Genomic DNA, 22,647 nt, shown 5'->3' with positions numbered 1-22,647 from the left:
TGAGATCGGGCGCCGCCCGCGCGGCGCTCGATATGTGCCACACCACAAAACTCAAGCCAAGCACCCAGGAACCGAATTTTTGCGCACAGCCTTACTGTTCATCTTCCTGCTGCTCACCGCCTGCAACCAAGGCCCCACCCTGGAGCGCCTGGGCGGCCCGACCATGGGCAGCAGCTACAGCATCCAATACGTCCGCGAGCCCGGCGGCCCGGCGCCGGCCCAGGTGCAGGCAGCGGTCGAAGCCATCCTGAGCGACATCGACCAGCACTATTCGACCTATCGCGGTGACTCCGTCGTCAGCCTTTTCAACCAGTTACCGGCCAATCAGTGCCTGGCCCTGCCGCCCGACATGCTCGAACTGGTAGCCCTTGGCCAACAGCTGGCCGAGCAGAGCGAAGGCGCCTTCGACCTCACCGTCGAGCCGCTGCTCGACCTGTGGGGCTTTGGCCCCCAGGCCCGCCACGAGCAGGTGCCCGACCCGCAAACCCTGGCCCAGGTACGCCTGCGCGTGGGTTACCAGCACCTGCACGTCAAAGGCCAGTCTCTGTGCAAGGATGCCCCGGTACAGCTCGACTTCAACAGCATCGCCGCCGGCCACGCTGTCGACCTGATCGCCGCACGCCTTCAGGCCATGGGCGTGGCCAGCTTCGTCGCCGAGGCTACCGGCGAATTGAAGGCGGTCGGCCGCAAGCCCGATGGCAGCCCCTGGCGCATTGCCCTGGAGCTGCCCCGCGAAGACCGCCAGATCGCCCGCCAGATCATCCCGGTCAATGGCCTTTCAGTATCGACCTCGGGTGACTATCGGCACTATTTCGAGCAGAATGGCCGGCGCTATTCGCACACCTTCGATGCCCGCCTGGGGCGCCCGGTCGAGCATGACCTGGCGGCCGTTACAGTGCTGAGCGCCTCGGCGCTGCAGGCCGACGGCTATTCGACGCTGCTGTTGATCCTTGGCCCTGAGCGTGGCTGGGATTTTGCCGTGGCGCATGGCTTGGCCGCGGTATTGGTGACTCGAGCCGAGGGTGGCTTCGTCTCCCGAGCTACGCCCGCGTTCGAACGGGCGGTGAAAGGCGAGCGAAAGCACAAGCAGGGATGATTGCCGCCAGGGAATGGGTGAACCATATGTAGTGCGGGCGAAATTGGCCTACGACGCGACCAAGGGTTAATGTGCGCGGCGTTCACGCTTGATTAGACTGCACCCGAATTTTCTCATGACGCCCCGGCGGCATGATCGCGCCCCGCGAGCGACCGTGGCTTGCGGGCCAGTTCTGAAGGAGTACGCATGGCTGTCTACAACTACGACGTAGTGGTGCTGGGTTCCGGCCCGGCCGGTGAAGGCGCGGCAATGAACGCCGCCAAAGCAGGGCGCAAGGTGGCAATGGTCGATGACCGTCGCCAGGTCGGTGGCAACTGCACGCACCTGGGTACCATCCCGTCCAAGGCACTGCGTCACTCGGTGCGGCAGATCATGCAGTTCAACACCAACCCGATGTTCCGTGCCATCGGCGAGCCGCGCTGGTTCTCGTTCCCGGACGTGCTGAAAAGCGCCGAAAAGGTGATTTCCAAGCAAGTTGCATCGCGCACCGGCTACTACGCCCGTAACCGCGTCGACGTGTTCTTCGGCACCGGCAGCTTCGCCGACGAGCAAACCGTGGAAGTGGTGTGCCCGAACGGCGTGGTCGAGAAGCTCAACGCCAAGCACATCATCATTGCCACCGGCTCGCGCCCCTACCGCCCGGCCGACATCGACTTCCACCACCCGCGCGTTTACGACAGCGACACCATCCTCAGCCTCAGCCACACCCCACGCAAGTTGATCGTCTACGGTGCCGGTGTGATCGGTTGCGAATACGCATCGATCTTCAGTGGCCTGGGTGTATTGGTGGAATTGGTCGACAACCGTGGCCAGCTGCTGAGCTTCCTCGATTCGGAAATCTCCCAGGCGCTGAGCTACCACTTCAGCAACAACAACATCACCGTGCGCCACAACGAAGAGTATGAGCGCGTCGAAGGCCTGGACAACGGGGTGATCCTGCACCTGAAGTCGGGCAAGAAGATCAAGGCCGACGCCTTGCTGTGGTGCAACGGCCGTACCGGCAACACCGACAAGCTGGGCCTGGAAAACATCGGCATCAAGGTCAACAGCCGCGGCCAGATCGAGGTCGACGAGGCCTACCGCACCACCGTGCCGAACATCTACGGTGCCGGTGACGTGATTGGCTGGCCTAGCCTGGCCAGTGCCGCCCATGACCAGGGCCGCTCGGCCGCTGGCAGCATCGTCGACAATGGCAGCTGGCGCTTCGTCAACGACGTGCCGACCGGTATCTATACCATTCCGGAAATCAGCTCGATCGGCAAGAACGAGCAAGAGCTGACCCAGGCCAAGGTGCCATACGAAGTGGGCAAGGCGTTCTTCAAAGGCATGGCGCGTGCGCAGATTGCCGGCGAACCGCAGGGCATGCTGAAGATCCTGTTCCACCGCGAAACCCTGGAAATCCTCGGCGTGCACTGCTTCGGCTACCAGGCCTCGGAAATTGTCCACATCGGCCAGGCGATCATGAACCAGCCGGGTGAGCACAACAACCTGAAGTACTTCGTCAACACCACCTTCAACTACCCGACCATGGCCGAAGCCTATCGGGTAGCAGCCTACGACGGCCTGAACCGGCTTTTTTGAGCGGCTCCGACCGGTGGCCTGAGCCGGTCGGAGAGACCGATTTCAACCCTACCCGAGGGTGGTCTTGGCCAAACCGGGAAAGTCTGTAATCAGGCTGTCCACACCAAAGTCAGCAAGCCGGCGCATCAGTGCCGGCTCATTGACTGTCCATACCGACACGTGCAAACCCTGGCCCTGTGCTTTGAGCAGGCGCTCGGGGGTGCACAGTGTCCAGTTCAATGCCAGCAGCTCGCAGCCATAGTTCTGTGCCACCTTCAGGGGGTCGAGCCAGGCGTATTCGGCCACCAGCCCGCGCTTCACGTCCGGCACCAGTTCCAGGGCAGCGCCCAGTACTTCACGTGAGCTGGAGGTGATGGTTACCTTGTCCAGCAGGCCATACGCCTGGGCCAGTTCGCGAATCGCCAGCACGGTGGTGGCGGCACGGGTACGCGAGGCACTTTTTACTTCCAGCTGCCAGTGATCGAACGGGCATTTTTCGAACAGTTCTTCCAGTTTCGGAATCGGGCAGGGTTGCACATGGCCCGGGCCGCCTTTGCGGGCATCGATCTTGATCAGGTCGGCGGCCGGGTGTTCGACCACTTTGCCGCGCCGCCCAGTGGTGCGCTTGAGGGTGGCGTCGTGGATGACCATCAGCTCGTTGTCGGCTGACAGGTGCAGGTCCAGCTCGCAGCGGGTCACGCCATGGGCCAGGCATTGCTGAAAGCTCTTCAGGGTATTCTCGGGCGCTTCGCCCTTGGCGCCGCGATGGCCGTAGATCAGGGTCACGTTCGTTCCTTCAAATCAGAGAGAAATGGGCTCAGGAGGCAGGGTCGTTCTGCCCCAGTTGCTGGCGCCGCTGCTGTTGCTGGCGCTGCAGGATATAACGGGCCAGCAATTGCCGTTGGGCGTCGGTCATGTCGATGAATTCGGTGCCGACCTCGAAGCCGCCCTCCGGGCGCGGGTCGCAATGGGTGACCTTGCCGCGCAGCAGCAGGCCATGGGCGCGTGGCATCAGCACCATTTTCACTTTGACCCGAGTGCCGGGGGCAATCTGCGTGGCCTGGGTGAACTCGATGCCGCCTTCGGAAATGACCACCGGCAACGGCTGGCCGACTTCACCCAGCAGGGTTTGCGCAACCACCGCGCTGAGCAGGTCGAGGCGCTTGTTCTGCGCCCGCAGGAAGGCGGCAAGGGTTCGGTCCTTGTCGCTCAGCTGGCGCAACAGGTGCTGCGACTCGAAGTCGGACAGGTGCAGCTCGCTGAGCAGGTTGAACAGCGGGGAATCATCTTGCAACACATCTGGGTCAAGGGCTTCGGCCGCGCTGAGGGGGCTTATTTGAAGTGCGATCCGATCTTCGATGCGGTAGTATTCGCGGCGATCTTCTTCGTCTAATGTCGTCATGGCGAACCCAAGGTAGCGGCGGTGGTCCGAGTGTAAAGCCGCCGTAGGCGCCTCGCCACAAGGACGTTCCCTTTCATCCGAACAAGCCCCGACATGTTCAGACCTCTTTTCGCATTCATCGGTACGCGTTATACCCGTGCCAAACGCCGTAATCACTTCGTCTCGTTCATTTCCCTGACCTCGATGATCGGCCTCGCCCTGGGCGTGGTGGTGATGATCGTGGTGCTGTCGGTGATGAACGGTTTCGACCACGAGATGCGCACCCGCGTGTTGGGCATGATCCCCCATGCCACGCTGGAGAGCGGCCAGCCCATTGCCGACTGGCCGGCCCTTGCCCAACAAGTAAAGCAGAATCCGCAGGTGGTGGCGGTTGCGCCGTTCACCCAGATGCAGGGCTTGCTGACCCATGATGGCAAGGTGCAGAAGGTGCTGCTCAACGGCATCGACCCGGCTCGCGAGCGCGAGGTGTCAATCATCGACAACTTCGTCTTGCAAGGCCGCCTGGACCAGCTGGCGCCGGGCGAGTGGGGCATCATGATCGGCGACAAGGCCGCGGCCAAGCTGGGTGTGGCCATCGGCGACAAGCTCACCTTCGTCGCCCCGGAAGTCAGCGTGACTCCCGCCGGCATGTTCCCGCGCATGAAGCGCTTCACCGTGGTTGGTACCTTCCATGTTGGCGCGGGCGAAATCGACGGCTATCTGGGCTTGACCAACATCAGCGACCTGTCCCGCCTGCACCGCTGGAAGCCCGACCAGGTACAGGGCCTGCGCCTGAAGTTCGACGACCTGTTCCAGGCGCCGCGCGTCGCCTGGAGCATTGCCCAGCAGCTGGGCGACCAGGAGTTCTACAGCCGTGAATGGACCCGTACCCACGGCAACCTGTACCAGGCGATCCGCATGGAAAAGGCCATGATCGGCCTGTTGTTGCTGCTGATCGTGGCGGTGGCGGCGTTCAACATCATTTCCACCCTGGTGATGGTGGTCAACGACAAGCGCGGCGACATCGCCATCCTGCGCACCCTGGGCGCCACGCCTGGGCAGATCATGCTCATCTTCATGGTCCAGGGCACGGTGATCGGGGTGATCGGTACCCTGATCGGCGCCGTGGTCGGGATCGTCGCCGCGCTGAACGTGAGCGCGGCGATCGCCGGCATCGAGAAACTGATCGGGCACAAGTTCCTCAACGCCGACGTGTACTTCATCGATTACCTGCCGTCGCAGATCCAGGCCCAGGACGTGTACATGGTCTGCGGTGCGGCGCTGGTCCTGAGTTTCTTCGCCACCCTGTACCCGGCCTGGCGTGCGGCCCGCACCCAGCCTGCAGAGGCGCTACGTTATGAGTGAGTCGCGCATGAGTGATAAAGCCGTTCTGAGTTGCCGCAACCTGGGCAAGTCCTACGACGAGGGCCCGGAGTCGGTGCAGGTGCTGTCCGGCCTCAACCTGGAGCTGCACGCCGGTGAGCGTATCGCCATCGTCGGCAGCTCGGGCTCTGGCAAGAGCACCTTGCTCAACCTGCTGGGTGGCCTCGACCGGCCGACCCAAGGCAGCGTGTGGCTGGCGGGCGAAGAGCTGTCCGCGCTAGGCGAGCGTGCCCGTGGCCTGCTGCGCAACCGTGAGTTGGGCTTTGTCTATCAGTTTCACCACCTGCTGCCAGAGTTCACCGCCATCGAGAACGTGTGCATGCCGCTGCTGATCGGCCGCACGCCCATCCCCGAGGCCCGTGAGCGTGCCGAGGCGCTGCTCAAGCGCGTAGGCCTGGGCCACCGTTTGAACCACAAACCGGCCGAGCTGTCCGGTGGCGAGCGCCAGCGCGTGGCGATTGCCCGAGCGCTGGTCAACCGCCCTGGCCTGGTGATGCTCGACGAGCCGACCGGCAACCTCGACCACCATACCGCTCAGGGCATTCAGGAACTGATGCAGGAGCTGTCCAGCGCCTCGCGCACGGCATTCCTGGTGGTTACCCATGACCTCAACCTGGCGCGGCAGATGGACCGTGTATTGAAGCTCGACGACGGCCATCTGGTGGCGATCTGATCGACTGCTCGGGGTGGCTGGTGCCGCCCCGTTTTCCTGTTTTCATTGGGTGATTTCGTACATGTTCAGACCCTTGCCCATTTTTATCGGCGCGCGCTACACCCGAGCCAAGCGTCGCAACCACTTCATCTCGTTCATCTCGATGACGTCGATGATCGGCCTGTCGCTGGGCGTGCTGGCGATGATCGTGGTGCTGTCGGTGATGAACGGCTTCCAGCGCGAAATGAGCTCGCGCATTCTCGGGTTGGTGCCGCATGCCGCCATCCTTGGCGTGCAGCCATTGGACGATTGGCACAAGGTGGCCGACGCTGCCATGCAGAACCCGGCGGTGATGGCGGTGGCGCCGATTACCGAGATGGAAGGCATGCTGTCGTACAAAGGTGCGATGCAGCCGATTCAGGTGGGTGGTATCGACCCGGCCGAGGAGGGCAAGGTCTCGATCGTTGGCCAGCACATCGTGCAGGGCCGCTTGCAAGACCTGCAGCCAGGTGAGTTCGGTGTGGTCATCGGCGAGCTGACGGCGCGGCGTTTTCGTCTGAACACTGGCGACAAACTGACCTTGATCGTGCCGGAAATCAGCAAGGAGCCGGGTGGCATTACCCCGCGCATGCAGCGCCTGACCGTGGTCGGGATCTTCAAGGTGGGCGCCGAGCTGGATGGCTCGCAAGCCTATATCCATGTGGCTGATGCTGCCGAGATGCAACGCTGGGCGCCGGGCCAGGTGCAGGGCGTGCGCCTGAAGCTGCATGACCTGTATGCCGCGCCGCAGGTGTCCAAGGCAATTGCTGCAGGGCTCGGCGACGCCTACCGCGCCGATGACTGGTCGCACACCCAGGGCAGCCTGTTCAGCGCCATGAAAATGGAGAAGACCATGATCGGCCTGCTGCTGATGATGATCATCGCGGTGGCGGCGTTCAATATCATCGCCACCCTGGTGATGGTGGTGAACGACAAGGGGCCGGACATTGCCATCCTGCGTACCTTGGGCGCCACGCCAGCGCAGATCATGGGCACGTTCATGGTTCAGGGCAGCCTGATTGGTGTTGTCGGGACGCTGATCGGCGGCGTGCTGGGCGTGATTGCGGCGTTCAATGTCAGTCAAATCGTTGGTTGGCTGGAGCGGGTGAGCGGGCAGCACATCTTTACCTCGGATGTGTACTTCGTCAGCAGCTTGCCGTCGCAATTGCAGTGGGGTGATGTGGCCATGATTTGCACGGCTGGCCTGGTGATGAGCTTCCTGGCGACCATTTACCCGGCTTACCGGGCGTCGCAGGTGCAGCCGGCGATCGGTCTGGCGGTTTGATGCTTGCCTGAAATTATGGGGCTGCAAAGCAGCCCCATAATTTCACCGGCCTTCAGTGAACTCGATCACAAACCGCGTCCACCCATCCCCGCACTCTGCCCGAATGCACCCGCCATGGGCCTGCACGATCGACCGGGTAATCGCCAAGCCCAACCCCGCATGCTCACTGCTGCCTTCCCGCCGCGCCGGGTCCACTCGGTAGAAGCGGTCGAACAGTCGCGGTAACGCAGTCGGCTCGATAGCCTGCCCGGTATTGGCCACACTGATTTTCGCTCCCGGTTCCAGCGTCACCTTTATCTGCCCTCCCGCCGGGGTAAAGCGCAAGGCATTGTCCAGCAGGTTGGACAGCGCCCGGCGCAGCATATGCCGGTCGCCCTGCAGCATCGCCTCGCCTTCGCGCAGCATCCGTACGCCGCTGTCCTCGGCCAGTGGCGCGTAGTACTCCAGCAGTGCATCCACTTCGTCATGCAGCGCCAAAGGCGCTTGCCCCGGTACCAGCAGGCCGTGGTCGGCCTTGGCCAGGAACAGCATGTCGTTGATCATCTGCGCCATCCATTGCAGCTCTTCCAGGTTGCCATGCAGCGCTTCGCGGTATTCCTCGAGGCTACGTGGGCGGGTGAGGGTGACCTGGGTGTGGGTCAGCAGGTTGGAAAGCGGTGTACGCAGTTCGTGGGCGATGTCAGCTGAAAACGCTGACAGGCGTTGGAAGGCATCGTCCAGGCGCTGCAGCATCGCGTTCATGCTGCCGGCCAACTCGGCCAGTTCTTCGGGCATCTGCGCCAGCGGCAGGCGGGTGGTGAGCGAACGGGCTGACACGCTGGCGGCCACTTGGCCCATCTGCCGCAGTGGGCGCAGGCCGCTGCGGGCGGCCCAGGCGCCGAGCAGCGCAGTGGCCAGCGCCGATAGGCCGACAGTCAGCCAGATCAGCCGCTGCATGCCCTGCAGAAAATGCTGGTGGTGGGTGATGTCGAGGTACAGGGTCAGTTGCGGCGACTGCGCGGCGCCCTGCGCCAGGTGTACAGCCAGGCTGCGGTAGTCGGTGCCTTGCGCGTGCAAGGTGGCCAGCCCGGCGGGCAGCGGTGCCTGCGGTAGCCCGCTGCGGCTTTCGAACCAGGTGGCGCCGTCGCTGCCGCTGATGCGCAGGGCCAGGTCGGCCTGGTGGCTCAATTCGTCGCGCAGCGCGGGCAGGCGCGCCTGCAGCTCATCCGGCGTGCTGACGCCGGCCAGTTGTGTACGGAACAGCGACAGGCGCGAGTCCAGCAGTTGTTGGTCGAGTTCGACGAAGTGCTGCTCGCTGGCCCGGCTGAAGAGCAGGCCGGCGCCCAGCGATACGGTGGCGGTGCAGGCGGCGAACAGCAGCGCCAGCCGGCTGCCCAGGGATACCCGGCGCATCATTCAGTGCGTTCTTCGAGTACGTAGCCCATGCCGCGCACCGTGTGGATCAGCTTGTTGGGGTGCGGGTCGTCGATTTTCAGGCGCAGGCGGCGGATTGCCACTTCGATCACGTTGGTATCGCTGTCGAAGTTCATGTCCCACACCTGCGAGGCGATCAGCGATTTTGGCAACACTTCACCCTGGCGGCGCAGCAGCAGTTCGAGCAGGCAGAACTCCTTGGCGGTCAGGTCGATACGGGTGCCTGCGCGTTCGGCGCGGCGGCGGATCAGGTCCAGGCGCAGGTCGGCCAGGCTCAGGGTGGTGTCCTGGCTTGGGCTGGCGCCCCGGCGCAGCAGGCTGCGTACCCGGGCCAGCAGTTCGGAAAAGGCGAACGGCTTGACCAGGTAATCATCGGCGCCCAGCTCCAAGCCATGCACGCGGTCCTCGACGGCGTCGCGGGCGGTCAGGAACAGCACGGGTGTATCCAGGCCAGCCTGGCGCACGGCCTGAAGGATTTGCCAGCCGTCGCGCCCGGGCAGCATCACGTCGAGGATCAGCAGGTCGTGGTCGCCGGTCAGGGCGAGGAACTGCCCGGTCTCGCCATCGGTGGCCAACTCGGTGGCAAAGCCGGCCTCGCTCAGGCCCTGGCTCAGGTACTGGCCGGTGCGGGCCTGGTCTTCGACGATCAGCAGTTTCATGCACTGTCCATAATCTGAAGGTTTGTGCCTACCCTGTGGGAGCGGGCGATGCGGTGAGTGAAATGATACGTGACGATGCGCCGGCTCGCCCAAGCTGACAAAGTTGTAATCTTCCCGTCAGGTAGCTGCCAGTCGCCCCTGACTAAGGTGGCACTCTCTCGTTGTGTATTCCCGGAGTCATCATGAAGCGCCTGTTCATTGCCGCCACCCTTGCCCTGGCCAGCCTGCCGACCTTTGCCGGCGAGGCGCAAACCTTCGCCTTTGGCGAGCCGGCTGCAGCGGCCAAGGCCACCCGCACGGTCAACGTGGTGCTCAAGGACATTGCTTTCGAGCCCAAGAGCCTGCAGGTAAAAGCCGGCGAGACCGTGCGCTTCGTGCTGGTCAACGAGGGCAAGCTGCCACACGAGTTCAACCTGGGCGACAAGGCCATGCATGCCGAACACCAGAAAGAAATGGTCGCCATGCAAGGCAAGATGTTCACCGAGGCCATGAACCACGAAGGCATGGACCACGGTCAGATGGCGAACCACGGGCAAATGATGGGTCACGGCGGTGGCCATGGCCACGGTGGTGGCAACACCGTGCTGGTAATGCCCGGCCAGCGCGCCGAGCTGACCTGGACCTTCCGTAAGTCGGCACCCATCGAGTTTGCCTGCAACGTGCCGGGGCATTACCAGGCCGGCATGGTCGGGGCATTGACCATCGAGTGACTGGCCCTGCAAGGCGGGGTGCAAAACCGGTAGACTAAGGGCAATTTCGAACCTGTAGGTCAGTTTCCATGCATCCCGCTGCCGAACACTCCCCGCTGGGCAAATCCAGCGAATACATCGCCACCTACTCCCCGGAGCAGCTGTTCCCGATCCCGCGTACTGCCAAGTGGGCCGAGCTGGGCGTCACTGCACAGACCTTGCCCTGGCAAGGCGTGGATTACTGGAACTGTTTCGAGCTGAGCTGGCTGCTGCCTTCGGGCAAGCCTGTGGTGGCGATCGGCGAGTTCGCCATCCCGGCCGATTCGCCGAACATCATCGAGTCCAAGTCGTTCAAGCTGTACCTCAACTCACTGAACCAGACAGTGTTCGCCTCGCTGGGCGAGTTGCAGGCATGCCTGGAGAAAGACCTGTCCGCCGCTGCCGGCAAGCCTGTGGGCGTGAAGGTGCGCACCTTGGCCGAAGTTGAAGCCCAGGGGGTGGTAGCGTTACCGGGGCAGTGCATCGATGCATTGGACGTGGCCATCAGCAACTACGAGCAGCCGCAGCCAGAGCTGCTGCGCTGCAACCCGGCGCAGGTGGTGGAAGAAACCCTGCACAGCCACCTGCTCAAGTCCAATTGCCCGGTCACTGGCCAGCCGGACTGGGGCAGCGTGGTGGTCGAGTACAAGGGCAGGGCGCTGGACCACGCCAGCCTACTGACTTACCTGGTCAGCTTCCGCCAGCATGCCGACTTCCACGAACAATGCGTGGAGCGAATTTACCTGGACTTGAAGAACCTGCTGCAGCCAGAGCATTTGACGGTGTATGCGCGCTATGTGCGCCGCGGTGGGCTGGACATCAACCCGTACCGCAGTACCGGGGTAATCAAACCGGATAACAAGCGTTTGGTTCGGCAGTAAGTTCAAGGAATGCGGGGGCCGCTTTGCGGCCCCGCTACTTCAGATACCCATGCTGTGCAGTGAGTTGGCGATGCTGCGCAAGGTAGCGGTGAGGTCAGGGTGGTCGGCCTCGAAGCGCTCGATCGCCAGGTTCACCCCGTCCACCAGGTTATTGTCGGGCGTGGCTTCTTCGAGTTTCAGTTGCGCCTCGATCTGGCGCGCTTCTTCGTGCAACGCGGCCAGTTCGTCTTCCGAAAGCGGTACGTTGCGGTCCAGTTGCTCGCGCAAGCTGTTCAGGCGCTCTTGCAATTCGCGGGCAGGCATTGGCATTTCTCCATCAAGGGCTTGGCAAGCCATGGACCTCAGCGAAGCGGCAAAGGTTCTGGCCTGTCTTCAGCGTAATCCACCTGTCGCCGATTTGCATGATCCGCGTCAAAGGTGCTGTATCAGGGTTTTTCACCCTTGCGCCGGCGCTGGGCGATGTCCTGCAGGCAGGTGTCCAGCGCTTCCAGGTGGTCGATCACCGAATGCACGCCCAGGCTGAACAGCTCCAGCGTGGCCTTGCCGCGGGCCTGGTCCTGTTCCTTTGGGGTCATGCCTTGCCATTGCTCGGAGCCTCGGTCACAGAACGGGCTGCAGGCTGCCAGGCCAACCGTCCATAGCCCCGCGTTCAAGCCTGACTGCAGCAAGCGCGGGTCACCACTCACCAGCACGCAGCCGTCCAGGCGTTCGCTGTCCAGGGTCATCAGCGCCTGCCAGCAGGCGTTTGGCGCCGGCCAGCGCACGCCGTTGACCGAATGCCCTGGCAGCCAGGCGGGCAACACATGGGCCAGGCGCTTGCTTTGCGTGCTGTTGAGGTCATCCAGCCAGATGCAGGGCACCTGGCGCTGGCGCAGGCTGGCGAGGGTGGCCAGAGCGCCGGGGGCGGGCGAGGGTGCGCCATTGGTGGCCTGCACCAGGCAGCCGCGCAAGCCGAACAGCACAGCAGTGAAGGCGGGTGCAGCGTCCATGGCAACTTCCCCCAAATAGTCCGCAGGCTATGCGCTGATTGTTACCGCACTGTGACATCGGTCATTGCGCAACAGTTGTTCACAAAATATTGAGCAAAAATGTGTAAAGCTGTTTATCAGCCCGCAAGCCTCTATACTGCCGCCTTGATAGCAGCGCGCCTGTCGCGCTTGCGGCCGAGAAATTCGATGGAGAAACATCTATGCGTAGGATCGGTGCCAGTGTGATCGAACGAGTCACTCAGGCCTGTGTCTGCGCCAGCATGCTGCTGGCGCCCGTGGCAGCTACCCAGGCCGCCACCGAGGAAGATCCCTGGGAAGCGGTCAACCGCCCGATCTTTCGCTTCAACGATACGGTCGACACTTATGCCCTCAAGCCATTGGCCAAGGGCTACCAGGCTGTCACCCCGCAGTTTCTTGAAGATGGCATTCACAACATCTTCCGCAACCTGGGCGACGTGACCAACCTGGCCAACAACCTGCTGCAGCTCAAGCCCCACGCGGCGGGCGTGGATACTGCGCGGTTGATCGTCAACACCACCTTTGGCCTGGGTGGCTTCTTCGATGTGGGTACCAAGATGGGCCTGCAGCGCAGCGACGAAGACTTCGGCCAGACACTGGGCTACTGGGGCGTGCCAAGCGGCCCGTACGTGGTCATTCCGCTGCTGGGCCCAAGCACCGTGCGTGACGGTGTGGCCAAGTACCCGGACACCTACACCGAACCCTACCGCTACATCGACCACGTGCCGACGCGCAACTCGATCTTCGCCCTGGACGTGATCGACACCCGCGCCAGCCTGCTCTCGGCCGAGAAGCTGATTCAGGGTGACAAGTACATCTTCATTCGCAATGCTTACCTGCAGAACCGCGAGTTCAAGGTCAAGGATGGCGAGGTCGAAGACGACTTCTAATCGGTGAGCTTGGGGCCGCTGTGCGGCTCCAGGTTCAATGCATGGCCAGAATCCGCAACCCGAACTTTTGTTGCCCGCCCGGCTGGTCGGCAATCCATACCACTTCGGTGCTGGCATGCAGCCCCTTGAGCGCCGGGTGGTCGGAGTCGATCCGTACCTCGATCCGATCCCCCACCGCAAAGCGCTGCGGCGCCTGTACCTGCATGCCGCCGCTGGACAGGTCCAGGCACACCGCCGCAATTACCAGGCCTTCGTGCAAAAGGCTGACTTCGGTATCGATACGCATGCGAATGAAGTCGCGTTTCTCGCTGTGGCTGGAGGGCGTGTGGGGCATGCTGCATCCTTCCCATCGGGTTGCGCTGGTCGACTTTCTTATAACTCCCGGTGATTTGCCCTGTAAAGAGCGACAAGGTCGACCCTTGCATGCTTGAAACCCCTGGCGGATGGGAGTACCGTCTGCGCCTTACAAGGTACCTCTGACAGTTGCCGGGCAAGTGTTCTTGTCCTACAACTCAAGTAGAGTGTGACTATAAAGAATTCCCGTAGCTGGCCGTCTGCCTTGCCGACACCGCTGCACCAACCCAAATCGGCGCCGTTCGCCCACATGCAGAAAACCAGTGCAACGCTGCTGATCATCGATGACGACGACGTGGTCCGTGCGAGCCTCGCCGCCTACCTTGAAGACAGTGGCTTCAGCGTCCTCCAGGCCGGCAATGGCCAGCAGGGGCTTCAGGTCTTCGAAGAACACCAGCCCGACCTCGTGATCTGCGATCTGCGCATGCCGCAGATGGGCGGCCTCGAACTGATCCGCCAGGTCAGCGAGCGGGCGCCGCAGTTGCCGGTGATCGTGGTGTCTGGTGCCGGCGTCATGAGCGATGCGGTGGAAGCGTTGCGCCTGGGCGCCGCCGACTACCTGATCAAGCCGTTGGAAGACTTGGCCGTGCTCGAACATTCGGTGCGCCGTGCCCTCGACCGCTCGCGCCTGGTGCTGGAAAACCAGCGCTACCGCGACAAGCTCGAAGCGGCCAACCGTGAACTGGAGGCTAGCCTGCACCTGCTGCAGGAAGACCAGACCGCCGGTCGCCAGGTGCAGATGAACATGTTGCCGGAAAGCCCTTGGGTGGCCGGTGAATTTGCGTTCGAGCACCAAATCATTCCGTCGCTGTACCTGTCGGGTGATTTTGTCGACTACTTCCGCGTGGACGAGCGGCGCATCGCCTTCTACCTCGCCGATGTTTCCGGGCATGGCGCGTCGTCGGCCTTTGTCACGGTGCTTTTGAAATTCATGACCACGCGGCTCATGTTCGAGCTCAGGCGCAGCAAGATGCGCGAGTTCAAGCCGTCGGAAGTGCTCAGTCACATCAACCGCGGCCTGATCAATAGCAAGCTGGGCAAGCACGTAACCATGGTCGGTGGGGTTATCGACGAAGAGTCTGGTCTGTTGACCTACGCCGTCGGCGGCCACTTGCCGCTGCCCGTGCTGCATACCCCCGAGCACACTCGCTACCTGGAAGGCCGTGGCCTGCCGGTGGGGCTGTTCGATGAGGCCACCTACCAGGACTTGGTCGTGGAGCTGCCCCCGCAGTTCAGCCTCAGCCTGATGTCCGATGGCATTCTGGACCTTTTGCCGGGTGATACGCTCAAAGATAAAGAAGCCGCCTTGCCGGAAATCGTCAAGGCAGCAGGTGGCAGCCTGGATGGGCTGCGTCAACGATTTGGATTGGCTACGCTTGGGGAGATGCCGGATGATATCGCCCTATTGGTGTTGAGCAGGAACCTTCAATGAGTACCGGTAGAATCCAGTTCGCCGAGCAGAGCGGTACCTTCGTACTGAAATTCGTCGGTGAAGTGCGCCTGACCCTGTGTTCGGCGCTGGATGCGACGATCGAGAAGATTTTCACCGCGCTGAACTTCTCGGCGATTGTCATCGACCTGACCGAAACCGAAAGTATCGACAGCACCACCCTGGGCCTGCTGGCCAAGCTGTCGATTCTGTCGCGGCAAAAAGTGGGCCTGCTGCCGACCGTGGTCACCACCAACCCGGACATTTCCCGGCTGCTGCAGTCAATGGGCTTCGATCAGGTGTTCAACATCGTCGATCGACCGATACCGTGCCCCGAATGCCTGACTGACCTGCCGTCGCAGGACCAGAACGAAGATGTGGTGCGTTCCAAGGTGCTGGAGGCGCACAAGATTCTCATGGGCCTGAACGACTCCAACCGTGAAGCCTTCCATGACCTGGTCAATGCGCTGGAGCGCAGCTGATCTGTAGCCTGTCCTAGCCCTTTAGCGGGTATACGCACAAAAGGGCCGGTACAGGCTTTAGGGCCTTCTCTGGACTACTCTCGGCCGACAAACTCGGTCGCCTTACCCCCGCCTGCATCCAGCTGAAACACCCGCGCAGGCCGCCCCTGTTCATCGAAGAACACTTGCCCCAACCCTGCGCCGTTCCATAACCGCTCCCCAGCCTTGCTGTGGCTGGGCGTACGCGGCACCACTTCCATCTCGCGACGCTTGGTAAACCAGTTGAGCGGTGAGCGTGGCGCATACAGCCAGCGGTTGAGCCGATCGAGCACATCCAGCAAGCGCCGGGGGAACTCGTTCTTGATCCCGCTGCTGGTCACCTGCCACAAATGCGGGCTGCGCTGGCGATGGCGGATCAGTACTTCATAGACGAACGAGTAATGCACATCTCCAGACAGCACCACGTAGTGCCCCGGTGTGCGCGAGTGGCGGAAGATGTTCAGGATGACCTGCGCCGCACCGCGGTGGGCCATCCAGTTTTCGGCATCTACCAGCAGCGGGTACCCCAGCCAGCTGAACACCTTCTGCACCGTTTCTATCAGCTTTACACCGAAAATTGGCGCAGGCGACACGATGATTGCTGACGGGTGGTCAAGCAGCGCTTGCTGCAGCTCGCTCAGCGCCTCCCAATCGAGCAGGCCGGATGGCTTTGCCAGGTTGCTCTCGCTACGCCAGCGACGGGTGCGGGTGTCCAGTACCAGCAGTGGTGGTTCTGTGGGCAGGCTGTACTGCCAGCCCTGAAAGCGCAGCAGCTCGCCGATCAGCTCATCCTGGTTCTGGCGGGTCAATGCCTGGCATTGCTCGATCAGCGGGTTGCACCCGTCCGGGTTGTTACCCCAGGCCTGGCAGAGCAGGTAACCGAGCAGGGCATTGCCGATGATTCTTCGCGAGAACGGGTGGCCGTAGGCGGTTTCTTCCCATTGCGCCGAGAGGTTCCAGTCGTCGGTGATGTCATGGTCGTCAAAGATCATCAGGCAGGGCAGGTGGGCCATCACCCGCGCCACCTGGCCGAGGTTGTCGGCAAATCCCTGGACCAGCGGCAGCTCCTGTTGGTAACGGGCTTGATGCTCGTCGCTGAGCCCGCTGGGCATGCCCATGTTCACCAGCTGCCAGGGTACTGGCGACCATACCAGCAGGTACATGGCCATGACTTCGGCGAAGGTCACCAGATGGTTGTCGGCGTTGCTGGACGAGAAGATCGGCTTGCGCTTGCCGCCAAAAAAGCGTTCGCGCAGGGTGTCGTTCAGTGCTTGCGCCGGTAGCAGGTCGGCGCGGTGGTAGTAGCTGGCCGGGTGCTGGTAAAGCGCCTGGCTGTCGGCCACCACTGCGCCCTCCAGCTGCTCTTCGAACAGGCCCAGGCGCGTGATCAGGCTATGGATGGCGCGCAGCATGGGGCCGGCGACATCGTCGGCATACACCTGGTCGCCGCTCATCAGCAGCACGGCGGGGCGGTCTTCGGGCCTTGCGCAGCCCTGTAGCAGGCGGTCGGCGCAAAGCAGGCCGTCGGCCGCGGGGTGATGCGGCTTGCGGCAGGAACCGTGCAGCAAGTGGTCGAGGCGCTCGCGCAGTACCAGGTTTGGGCGCTGGGTGCCGGGGTAGAGCAGGTGCGGTGCCCAGCCCGCGATGCCCTGGCCGTTGATGATCAGGTCGTAGTCCAGCAGTTGGTTGCAGGGCAGGGGGCGGGCGAAGTGGATGTCCAGCAGATGAATGAATGCATGCTGGCCGGCCACGACCACTTGGCAATCGACCTGGGCTTCGCTGGTCGGGCAGATGAATTCGGGTTGCAGCGGTTGGGTAGCGACCAGCCAAATGGCCAGGCGCTGCGGTTCCAGGCGGCGCAGTACCGGGCCGGCGAGTACGAGGGGCAAGGAGGTAGAGGAGGTCATCGACAGCTCGGGTGGCTATACACAACTAAGGCCAGGCAAAACAAAACGGGCGGAAAATGCTGAACACTTCCCGCCCGTCGGGCAAACCAGAACTGTATCAGGCCTTTTCAGCCATCAACTTCTCCAGCTTCTCCTGGTCCCGCGCAAACTGGCGAATACCCTCGGCCAGCTTCTCGGTGCCCATGGCATCTTCATTCATTGCCCAGCGGAACTGGCTTTCGTTCAACGGCTGCTTGGCTTCACCGGCATTGCCTGGCTTCAGCACCTGCGGCAGTTCGCCCTGGTCATCGCTAAGCTGTTGCAGCAGTTCCGGGCTGATGGTCAGGCGGTCACAGCCGGCCAGTTGCTCGATCTGGCCGATATTGCGGAAGCTGGCGCCCATGACCACGGTGTTGTAGCCATTGGCCTTGTAGTAGTTGTAGATACGCGTGACCGACTGCACGCCCGGGTCCTCGGCGCCGACGTAGTCCTTGCCAGTGCTTTTCTTGTACCAGTCGTAGATACGGCCCACGAACGGCGAAATCAGAAACACGCCGGCATCGGCGCAGGCCTGGGCCTGGGCGAAGGAGAACAGCAGGGTGAGGTTGGTCTGGATGCCTTCCTTCTCCAGCTTCTCGGCGGCGCGAATGCCTTCCCAGGTGGAGGCCAGCTTGATCAGCACTCGGTCTTTTGGCACACCGGCCGCCTCGTAAAGGGCGATCAACTGGCGAGCCTTGTTCAGCAGGGCCGGCTCATCGAACGACAGGCGTGCATCAACCTCGGTGGAGATACGCCCTGGGATGACCTTGAGAATGCCTGAGCCCACGGCCACGGCAAACTTGTCGCAGGCCAGGTCGACATCACCCTTGGCGTCGGCCTTCACTTGCTTGAGCAGATCGGCATAGCCCGGGATGGCAGCGGCCTTGAGCAGCAAAGACGGGTTGGTGGTGGCATCGACCGGCTTCAGGCGGGTGATGGCGTCCAGGTCCCCGGTGTCGGCGACCACGGTGGTGAACTGCTTGAGTTGTTCCAGCTTGGAGGTCATGGGCGTGCTCTGTCCTGTGCATTTACTCGACATTACCCGAGCCCCGACAGCCGCTCAAGGGCCTCGGAGCCCTGCGGGCCAGCTGCGGGAGCGGGCTTGCCCGCGAAGGGCTGTACGAAGGGTGAAGTTTCGAGTCGCAAGCAAGCCTGAGGTTCCCTCGCCCTTGGGGTCACCGCCCTTGCAACAACTCCACCGCCTGATCAAACACCGCCAGCGGCTCTGCCGCCTTGTGGATGTCCGCCGACAGCAGTTGGCGGAAACGCCGCGCGCCTTTGAACCCTTGGGCCAGCCCCAGAATATGCCGGGTAACGTGGTGCATCGCGCCACCGCTTTCCATGTGCGCCACGATATAAGGCCGCAACTGCGCCAACGCCTCGCTACGGCTGACCACCGGCGCATCGCTGGCAAACAGCTGCTGGTCCACTTCGGCCAGCAGATAAGGGTTGTGATACGCCTCACGCCCCAGCATTACGCCATCGAAGGTTTCAAGGTGCTTCTGGCATTCGTCCAGGGTCTTGATCCCGCCGTTGAGCACGATCTCCAGGTCCGGGAAGTCCGCCTTCAACTGCGCGGCCACGTCATAGCGCAGGGGTGGAATTTCGCGGTTTTCCTTCGGCGACAGCCCCTCCAGAATGGCGATACGCGCATGCACGGTGAAGCTCCGGCAGCCGGCCTCGCGCACCTGGCCGACGAAGTCGCACAGCTCGGCGTAGCTGTCGCGGCCATTGATGCCAATGCGGTGCTTCACCGTCACCGGGGTGGACACCGCATCACGCATGGCTTTCACGCAGTCGGCCACCAACGCCGGGTGAGCCATCAGGCAGGCGCCGATCATGTTGTTCTGCACCCGGTCGCTCGGGCAGCCGACGTTCAGGTTGACCTCGTCGTAGCCAGCGTCTTCGGCCAGGCGCGCGCAAGCGGCCAGGTCGGCCGGCACACTGCCGCCCAGTTGCAGGGCCAGCGGGTGCTCGGAGGCATCGTGACGCAGGAAGCGCTGGGCATCGTTGTGCAACAGGGCGCCGGTGGTGACCATTTCGGTGTAGAGCAGGGTTTGCTTGGAGAGCAGGCGCAGGAAGAACCGGCAGTGGCGGTCTGTCCAGTCCATCATGGGTGCAACGCTGAAGCGGCGTGACGGCTCAGGGCGCGTGGTTTGTTGGTTTGAAGCTAATTCTAGGGCCATTCTGGTCTACGCATACTTGTGCCATTTTTCGGGTTTTTGAGGCGTTTTTGGTGTGGCAGTGGTACGGCGTACCACCGCTAGCCACGCTTGTACCACCGAAAACCATGGCAACGATCAGAGCAAGGGAAAAGGCCGATGGAACGGTCAGCTATACCGTCCAGCTCCGCCTCAAGAAAAAGGATGTCCTAGTTTACCAAGAGTCCCAGACGTTCGCCTGTAAACACGCTGCGCAGGCCCGAGCGAAGCGGCAGACGCTTCTCAAAACCCTCGATTTAGGGTGACTGACCTCCTCAGGGCGTGAAGCGGTCATTCTATGCCTTCAGGTAGTAAGCCCTGATTGGGCAGCGGATGAAGAGGGCGCGGTAGCTCCGAGGTTGGAAACGCGACGCCACACACGCGTCAACGCTTATGTTAACTGTCGACCTCATACACCCTCTTAAGCACTTATCCGTCTGCATGGCATAAAGCGTCTGCGATAGCGCAGGCGCTTTTGGATCAACTCGAATGGCGGGGCTTAATTGCCGCCGAAAACCTCAGAGACAGACGAGAGCGGATAGTGCGTTGGGTACGGGAGCGTTGCGACACCCGACTCGATCGCAGCACGTGCCACCGCATCGGATACGGCGCTGATCAGACGAGCGTCCAGCGGCTTCGGAATGATGTACTCACGACCGAACTCCAGGCCTTCGACACCGTAGGCTTCGCACACTTCCTTAGGCACTGGCAGCTTGGCCAGGTCTTTCAGGGCGATAGCAGCGGCGATCTTCATTTCTTCGTTGATGCGCTTGGCGCGAACGTCCAGGGCACCACGGAAGATGAACGGGAAGCCCAGTACGTTGTTGACCTGGTTCGGGTAGTCGGAACGACCGGTAGCCATGATCACGTCGCTGCGAGTGGCGTGCGCCAGCTCTGGCGAGATTTCCGGGTCCGGGTTCGAGCAGGCGAACACGATCGGGTTGGCCGCCATCGACTTCAGGCCTTCCGGGCTCAGCAGGTTCGGGCCGGACAGGCCTACGAACACGTCGGCACCGTCAAGGGCGTCAGCCAGGGTGCGCTTGTCGGTAGCGTGGGCGAACTGCGCCTTGTACTGGTTCAGGTCGTCACGGCCAGCGTGGATCACGCCGCTGCGGTCGACCATGAGGATATTGCTAGCGCCCGCGCCCATGCTTATAAGCAGCTTCATGCAAGAGATGGCTGCAGCGCCAGCCCCCAGGCAGACGATCTTGGCGTCCTCCAGCTTCTTGCCGGCGATTTCCAGGGCGTTGATCATGCCGGCGGCGGTAACGATGGCGGTACCGTGCTGGTCATCGTGGAACACCGGGATGTCGCACTGCTCGATCAAGGTGCGCTCGATTTCGAAGCACTCAGGGGCCTTGATGTCTTCAAGGTTGATGCCACCGAAGGTGATCGAAATGCGGCGAACGGTGTCGATGAACGCTTGTGGGCTTTCCGATTCGACCTCGATGTCGAACACGTCGATACCGGCGAATCGCTTGAACAGAACACCCTTGCCTTCCATCACCGGCTTGGAGGCCAGCGGGCCGAGATCACCCAGTCCAAGGATGGCGGTGCCATCGGAAATCACCGCGACCAGATTGCCCTTACCGGTGTACCTGTAGGCCAACTCAGCATCACGAGCAATTTCACGTACTGGCTCTGCAACACCTGGGCTGTAGGCCAAAGATAGGTCCCGGGCGGTGGCGGTAGGCTTCGAAAGCTCTACGCTGAGTTTTCCTGGTCGTGGCTGGGCGTGGTATTCGAGCGCGTCGTTTTTGAGACTCATTGCAGCATCCTAAAAGGGTCTGGCCCCGAGCATTCGGCTGCGCAGACTTGTTTTATTTTTATCAGGAGTTGCCGCGCAAGGACGCTACAGGTGTGCGTGGCACCCGTGTCACCCTCACGCGGCAAACGAGGTGCTTAGAAGATTCGGTCGCTTTTCGCGTAGTGTTCAACTACGTCGATCAACGCTTGGTGAACAACGCTGTGGTCTTGGGTGACCAAGGCCGTGTCCAGCTGGTTCATATACTCCAGCAGCTGGCGGTGGTTTCGTCTGGCGAAGTCAGCCTCTAGCGCTTGGTCTTCATAGATGAGCACGTATGTGCGGCAGAACCCGGCAATCAAGAACGCTGCACAGGATTGGAATGGCTCATTTTGGATGATGGCTTCGCAATGAGCGTTGGCGTGTTTGAACGAGTCGGTACCTGGGAGAGCGGCGGCGAATCGTTGCACCATTTCTGAAAAGTTCATGCTTACCTAAACCTCTTGTTGCTGCACTAAGCACGGTCAGCGCGGGGAGTGAAAGAAAGCCGCTGGCCACGTACCGAACTGTCTACCGCTGTCCCGTCCCACACACGCTCGCCATTTACAAAAGTGGCGACGATGCTCGAAGAAAATGCGGTGTCATCGAAAGGCGTCCAGCCGCACTTGGAAAGCACCTGATCATTGGTTACGTAGTGCGGACGCTGAGGGTCAACAAGAACCAGGTCCGCAGCGTAGCCTTCACGAAGGTAGCCGCGGTTGCTTACGCGGAACAGCTCAGCCGGCGCATGGCTCACGACTTCAACCAGTCGTTCGAGCGTCAGCGCTCCTTGGAATACACGCTCCAGAGCGGTTTGAAGTGCATATTGGACAAGCGGGATACCTGATGGCGCTTGGCTGTAGTTGCCTTGCTTCTCTTCAAGCAGGTGCGGCGCGTGGTCAGTCGCCAATACGTCGAGGCGGCCTTCAGCTAGCGCCCTCACGATGGCATCCCGGTCACGGGCAGTCTTGATGGCCGGGTTGCACTTGATCAAGAAACCGAGACTGTCATAGTCGTGCTCGGTGAAGTGCAGGAAATGCACACAGGTCTCAGCGGTAATGCGCTTGCTTGCGATTGGCCCTGGTTCAAACAGCTCAAGCTCTTCTGCGGTGGAGATGTGCAGCACGTGGAGCCGAGTACCGTGCTTGCGCGCCAACTCAATGGCCAGCCGAGTAGATTTGATGCATGCCTCGCGTGAACGAATCAGCGGGTGCTCTCGGGCTGGAATGTCGTCGCCGAAGCGCGCTTTGGCTTTTTCCAGTTCCGCGTTGATCATCGGGGTATCTTCACAGTGCGTGATGATCGGCACCGGGGACACACGGAAGATCTCGTTCAACACGTCTGGGTTGTCGACCAGCATGTTACCGGTCGAGGCACCCATGAATACCTTCAGGCCGGGTGTGCTGGCCGGGTCGATGTCACGAATTGCGTCCAGGTTGTCGTTGCTTGCCCCCATGTAGAAGGCGTAGTTGACAACACTC

The 22,647-nt window shown here is 62.0% G+C and carries 23 protein-coding genes and 1 pseudogene; 11 read left to right on the top strand and 13 right to left on the bottom strand.

All coding sequences use genetic code 11. The annotated features are described in order from the left end of the window. Nucleotides 1-79: 79 nt before the first annotated feature. Nucleotides 80-1,096: an FAD:protein FMN transferase gene (locus APH35_RS19940; protein ID WP_012271356.1), complete on the top strand. Its 1,017-nt coding sequence runs from the start codon at nucleotides 80-82 to the stop codon at nucleotides 1,094-1,096. Nucleotides 1,097-1,282: 186 nt separating this feature from the next. Further along, nucleotides 1,283-2,677: a Si-specific NAD(P)(+) transhydrogenase gene (gene sthA, locus APH35_RS19935; RefSeq protein ID WP_012271357.1), complete on the top strand. Its 1,395-nt coding sequence runs from the start codon at nucleotides 1,283-1,285 to the stop codon at nucleotides 2,675-2,677. A 48-nt stretch (nucleotides 2,678-2,725) separates the two neighbouring features. On the opposite strand, the gene APH35_RS19930 is transcribed toward sthA, so the two are convergent. Further along, a complete protein-coding gene (locus APH35_RS19930; protein ID WP_012271358.1) occupies nucleotides 2,726-3,442 on the bottom strand; it encodes a glycerophosphodiester phosphodiesterase in 717 nt (238 codons plus the stop codon). A gap of 31 nt (nucleotides 3,443-3,473) precedes the next feature. After that, nucleotides 3,474-4,058 (bottom strand): PilZ domain-containing protein, encoded by a 585-nt coding sequence (locus APH35_RS19925; protein ID WP_012271359.1) that lies wholly within the window; start codon nucleotides 4,056-4,058, stop codon nucleotides 3,474-3,476. A gap of 93 nt (nucleotides 4,059-4,151) precedes the next feature. Here APH35_RS19925 and APH35_RS19920 point away from each other — a divergent pair, with 93 nt between their 5' ends. The 3 genes from APH35_RS19920 to APH35_RS19910 all read left to right on the top strand — a co-directional run bounded on the left by APH35_RS19920 (nucleotide 4,152) and on the right by APH35_RS19910 (nucleotide 7,396). Beyond that, nucleotides 4,152-5,402, top strand: a complete 1,251-nt coding sequence (locus APH35_RS19920) for a lipoprotein-releasing ABC transporter permease subunit (RefSeq protein ID WP_060515336.1) — start codon at nucleotides 4,152-4,154, stop codon at nucleotides 5,400-5,402. 7 nt (nucleotides 5,403-5,409) lie between these two features. Beyond that, nucleotides 5,410-6,093, top strand: a complete 684-nt coding sequence (gene lolD / locus APH35_RS19915) for a lipoprotein-releasing ABC transporter ATP-binding protein LolD (protein ID WP_171577286.1) — start codon at nucleotides 5,410-5,412, stop codon at nucleotides 6,091-6,093. Nucleotides 6,094-6,154: 61 nt separating this feature from the next. Beyond that, complete coding sequence (locus APH35_RS19910; RefSeq protein ID WP_060515335.1) at nucleotides 6,155-7,396, top strand: lipoprotein-releasing ABC transporter permease subunit; 1,242 nt, start codon at nucleotides 6,155-6,157, stop codon at nucleotides 7,394-7,396. 42 nt (nucleotides 7,397-7,438) lie between these two features. Here the strand turns inward: APH35_RS19910 and APH35_RS19905 are convergent, their stop codons facing one another. Both APH35_RS19905 and cinR read right to left on the bottom strand, forming a co-directional pair. Further along, nucleotides 7,439-8,791 carry a heavy metal sensor histidine kinase gene (locus APH35_RS19905; protein WP_060515334.1) on the bottom strand — a complete coding sequence of 451 codons (1,353 nt, stop codon included), beginning with the start codon at nucleotides 8,789-8,791 and terminating at the stop codon, nucleotides 7,439-7,441. Beyond that, a complete protein-coding gene (gene cinR / locus APH35_RS19900) occupies nucleotides 8,788-9,468 on the bottom strand; it encodes a two-component system response regulator CinR (protein ID WP_012271364.1) in 681 nt (226 codons plus the stop codon). The genes APH35_RS19905 and cinR overlap by 4 nt, the downstream gene beginning before the upstream one ends. 182 nt (nucleotides 9,469-9,650) lie before the next feature. Between cinR and APH35_RS19895 the strand changes: the two genes are divergently transcribed. Together APH35_RS19895 and queF are read left to right on the top strand one after the other, a co-directional pair. After that, nucleotides 9,651-10,178 (top strand): cupredoxin domain-containing protein, encoded by a 528-nt coding sequence (locus APH35_RS19895; RefSeq protein WP_060493946.1) that lies wholly within the window; start codon nucleotides 9,651-9,653, stop codon nucleotides 10,176-10,178. A 68-nt stretch (nucleotides 10,179-10,246) separates the two neighbouring features. Next, nucleotides 10,247-11,077 (top strand): NADPH-dependent 7-cyano-7-deazaguanine reductase QueF, encoded by an 831-nt coding sequence (gene queF, locus APH35_RS19890; RefSeq protein ID WP_060515333.1) that lies wholly within the window; start codon nucleotides 10,247-10,249, stop codon nucleotides 11,075-11,077. Nucleotides 11,078-11,116: 39 nt separating this feature from the next. Here queF and APH35_RS19885 read toward each other — a convergent pair whose 3' ends face one another. Next, entirely contained in the window at nucleotides 11,117-11,380 is a 264-nt protein-coding gene (locus APH35_RS19885; protein ID WP_019471256.1) for a DUF4404 family protein, read from the bottom strand. Between the two features lie 122 nt (nucleotides 11,381-11,502). After that, entirely contained in the window at nucleotides 11,503-12,066 is a 564-nt protein-coding gene (locus tag APH35_RS19880) for a hypothetical protein (RefSeq protein ID WP_012271368.1), read from the bottom strand. A 200-nt stretch (nucleotides 12,067-12,266) separates the two neighbouring features. Here APH35_RS19880 and APH35_RS19875 point away from each other — a divergent pair, with 200 nt between their 5' ends. Then, the gene (locus tag APH35_RS19875; RefSeq protein ID WP_012271369.1) at nucleotides 12,267-12,974 is read left to right on the top strand and encodes an MlaA family lipoprotein; all 708 of its coding nucleotides are present in this window, start codon (nucleotides 12,267-12,269) and stop codon (nucleotides 12,972-12,974) included. Between the two features lie 34 nt (nucleotides 12,975-13,008). Here APH35_RS19875 and APH35_RS19870 read toward each other — a convergent pair whose 3' ends face one another. Continuing rightward, a complete protein-coding gene (locus tag APH35_RS19870; RefSeq protein WP_060515332.1) occupies nucleotides 13,009-13,308 on the bottom strand; it encodes a PilZ domain-containing protein in 300 nt (99 codons plus the stop codon). 270 nt (nucleotides 13,309-13,578) lie between these two features. Here APH35_RS19870 and rssB point away from each other — a divergent pair, with 270 nt between their 5' ends. Further along, nucleotides 13,579-14,760 carry a two-component system response regulator RssB gene (rssB, locus tag APH35_RS19865; protein WP_012271371.1) on the top strand — a complete coding sequence of 394 codons (1,182 nt, stop codon included), beginning with the start codon at nucleotides 13,579-13,581 and terminating at the stop codon, nucleotides 14,758-14,760. Beyond that, the gene (rssC, locus tag APH35_RS19860) at nucleotides 14,757-15,239 is read left to right on the top strand and encodes an anti-sigma factor antagonist RssC (protein WP_009686305.1); all 483 of its coding nucleotides are present in this window, start codon (nucleotides 14,757-14,759) and stop codon (nucleotides 15,237-15,239) included. Before rssB ends, rssC begins: the two co-directional genes overlap by 4 nt. A 74-nt stretch (nucleotides 15,240-15,313) precedes the next feature. On the opposite strand, the gene APH35_RS19855 is transcribed toward rssC, so the two are convergent. The 3 genes from APH35_RS19855 to dusA all read right to left on the bottom strand — a co-directional run bounded on the left by APH35_RS19855 (nucleotide 15,314) and on the right by dusA (nucleotide 19,368). Next, nucleotides 15,314-17,164: an alkaline phosphatase D family protein gene (locus tag APH35_RS19855; RefSeq protein WP_060493943.1), complete on the bottom strand. Its 1,851-nt coding sequence runs from the start codon at nucleotides 17,162-17,164 to the stop codon at nucleotides 15,314-15,316. Nucleotides 17,165-17,261: 97 nt separating this feature from the next. Further along, a complete protein-coding gene (gene tal, locus APH35_RS19850) occupies nucleotides 17,262-18,188 on the bottom strand; it encodes a transaldolase (protein ID WP_012271373.1) in 927 nt (308 codons plus the stop codon). A 169-nt stretch (nucleotides 18,189-18,357) separates the two neighbouring features. Next, nucleotides 18,358-19,368 (bottom strand): tRNA dihydrouridine(20/20a) synthase DusA, encoded by a 1,011-nt coding sequence (gene dusA / locus APH35_RS19845; RefSeq protein ID WP_060515331.1) that lies wholly within the window; start codon nucleotides 19,366-19,368, stop codon nucleotides 18,358-18,360. A 104-nt stretch (nucleotides 19,369-19,472) separates the two neighbouring features. Here dusA and APH35_RS29460 point away from each other — a divergent pair. Further along, nucleotides 19,473-19,619: pseudogene (locus APH35_RS29460) on the top strand (site-specific integrase); the annotation flags it as partial. A gap of 263 nt (nucleotides 19,620-19,882) precedes the next feature. On the opposite strand, the gene APH35_RS19840 reads toward APH35_RS29460, so the two are convergent. From APH35_RS19840 to APH35_RS19830, 3 genes are all read right to left on the bottom strand, one after another. Continuing rightward, nucleotides 19,883-21,151 carry a malic enzyme-like NAD(P)-binding protein gene (locus tag APH35_RS19840; protein WP_060515330.1) on the bottom strand — a complete coding sequence of 423 codons (1,269 nt, stop codon included), beginning with the start codon at nucleotides 21,149-21,151 and terminating at the stop codon, nucleotides 19,883-19,885. 134 nt (nucleotides 21,152-21,285) lie between these two features. Then, nucleotides 21,286-21,615, bottom strand: a complete 330-nt coding sequence (locus APH35_RS19835) for a hypothetical protein (RefSeq protein ID WP_012271428.1) — start codon at nucleotides 21,613-21,615, stop codon at nucleotides 21,286-21,288. Nucleotides 21,616-21,641: 26 nt separating this feature from the next. After that, a partial coding sequence (locus tag APH35_RS19830) for an amidohydrolase family protein (RefSeq protein WP_060515329.1) occupies nucleotides 21,642-22,647 on the bottom strand: 1,006 nt, incomplete at its 5' end.

This window comes from Pseudomonas sp. NBRC 111132, assembly GCF_001320565.1.
GTDB lineage: Bacteria > Pseudomonadota > Gammaproteobacteria > Pseudomonadales > Pseudomonadaceae > Aquipseudomonas > Aquipseudomonas putida_P.
The sequence above is the reverse complement of the archived record's forward strand: the minus strand, read 5'-3'. Positions and strand labels throughout refer to the sequence as shown.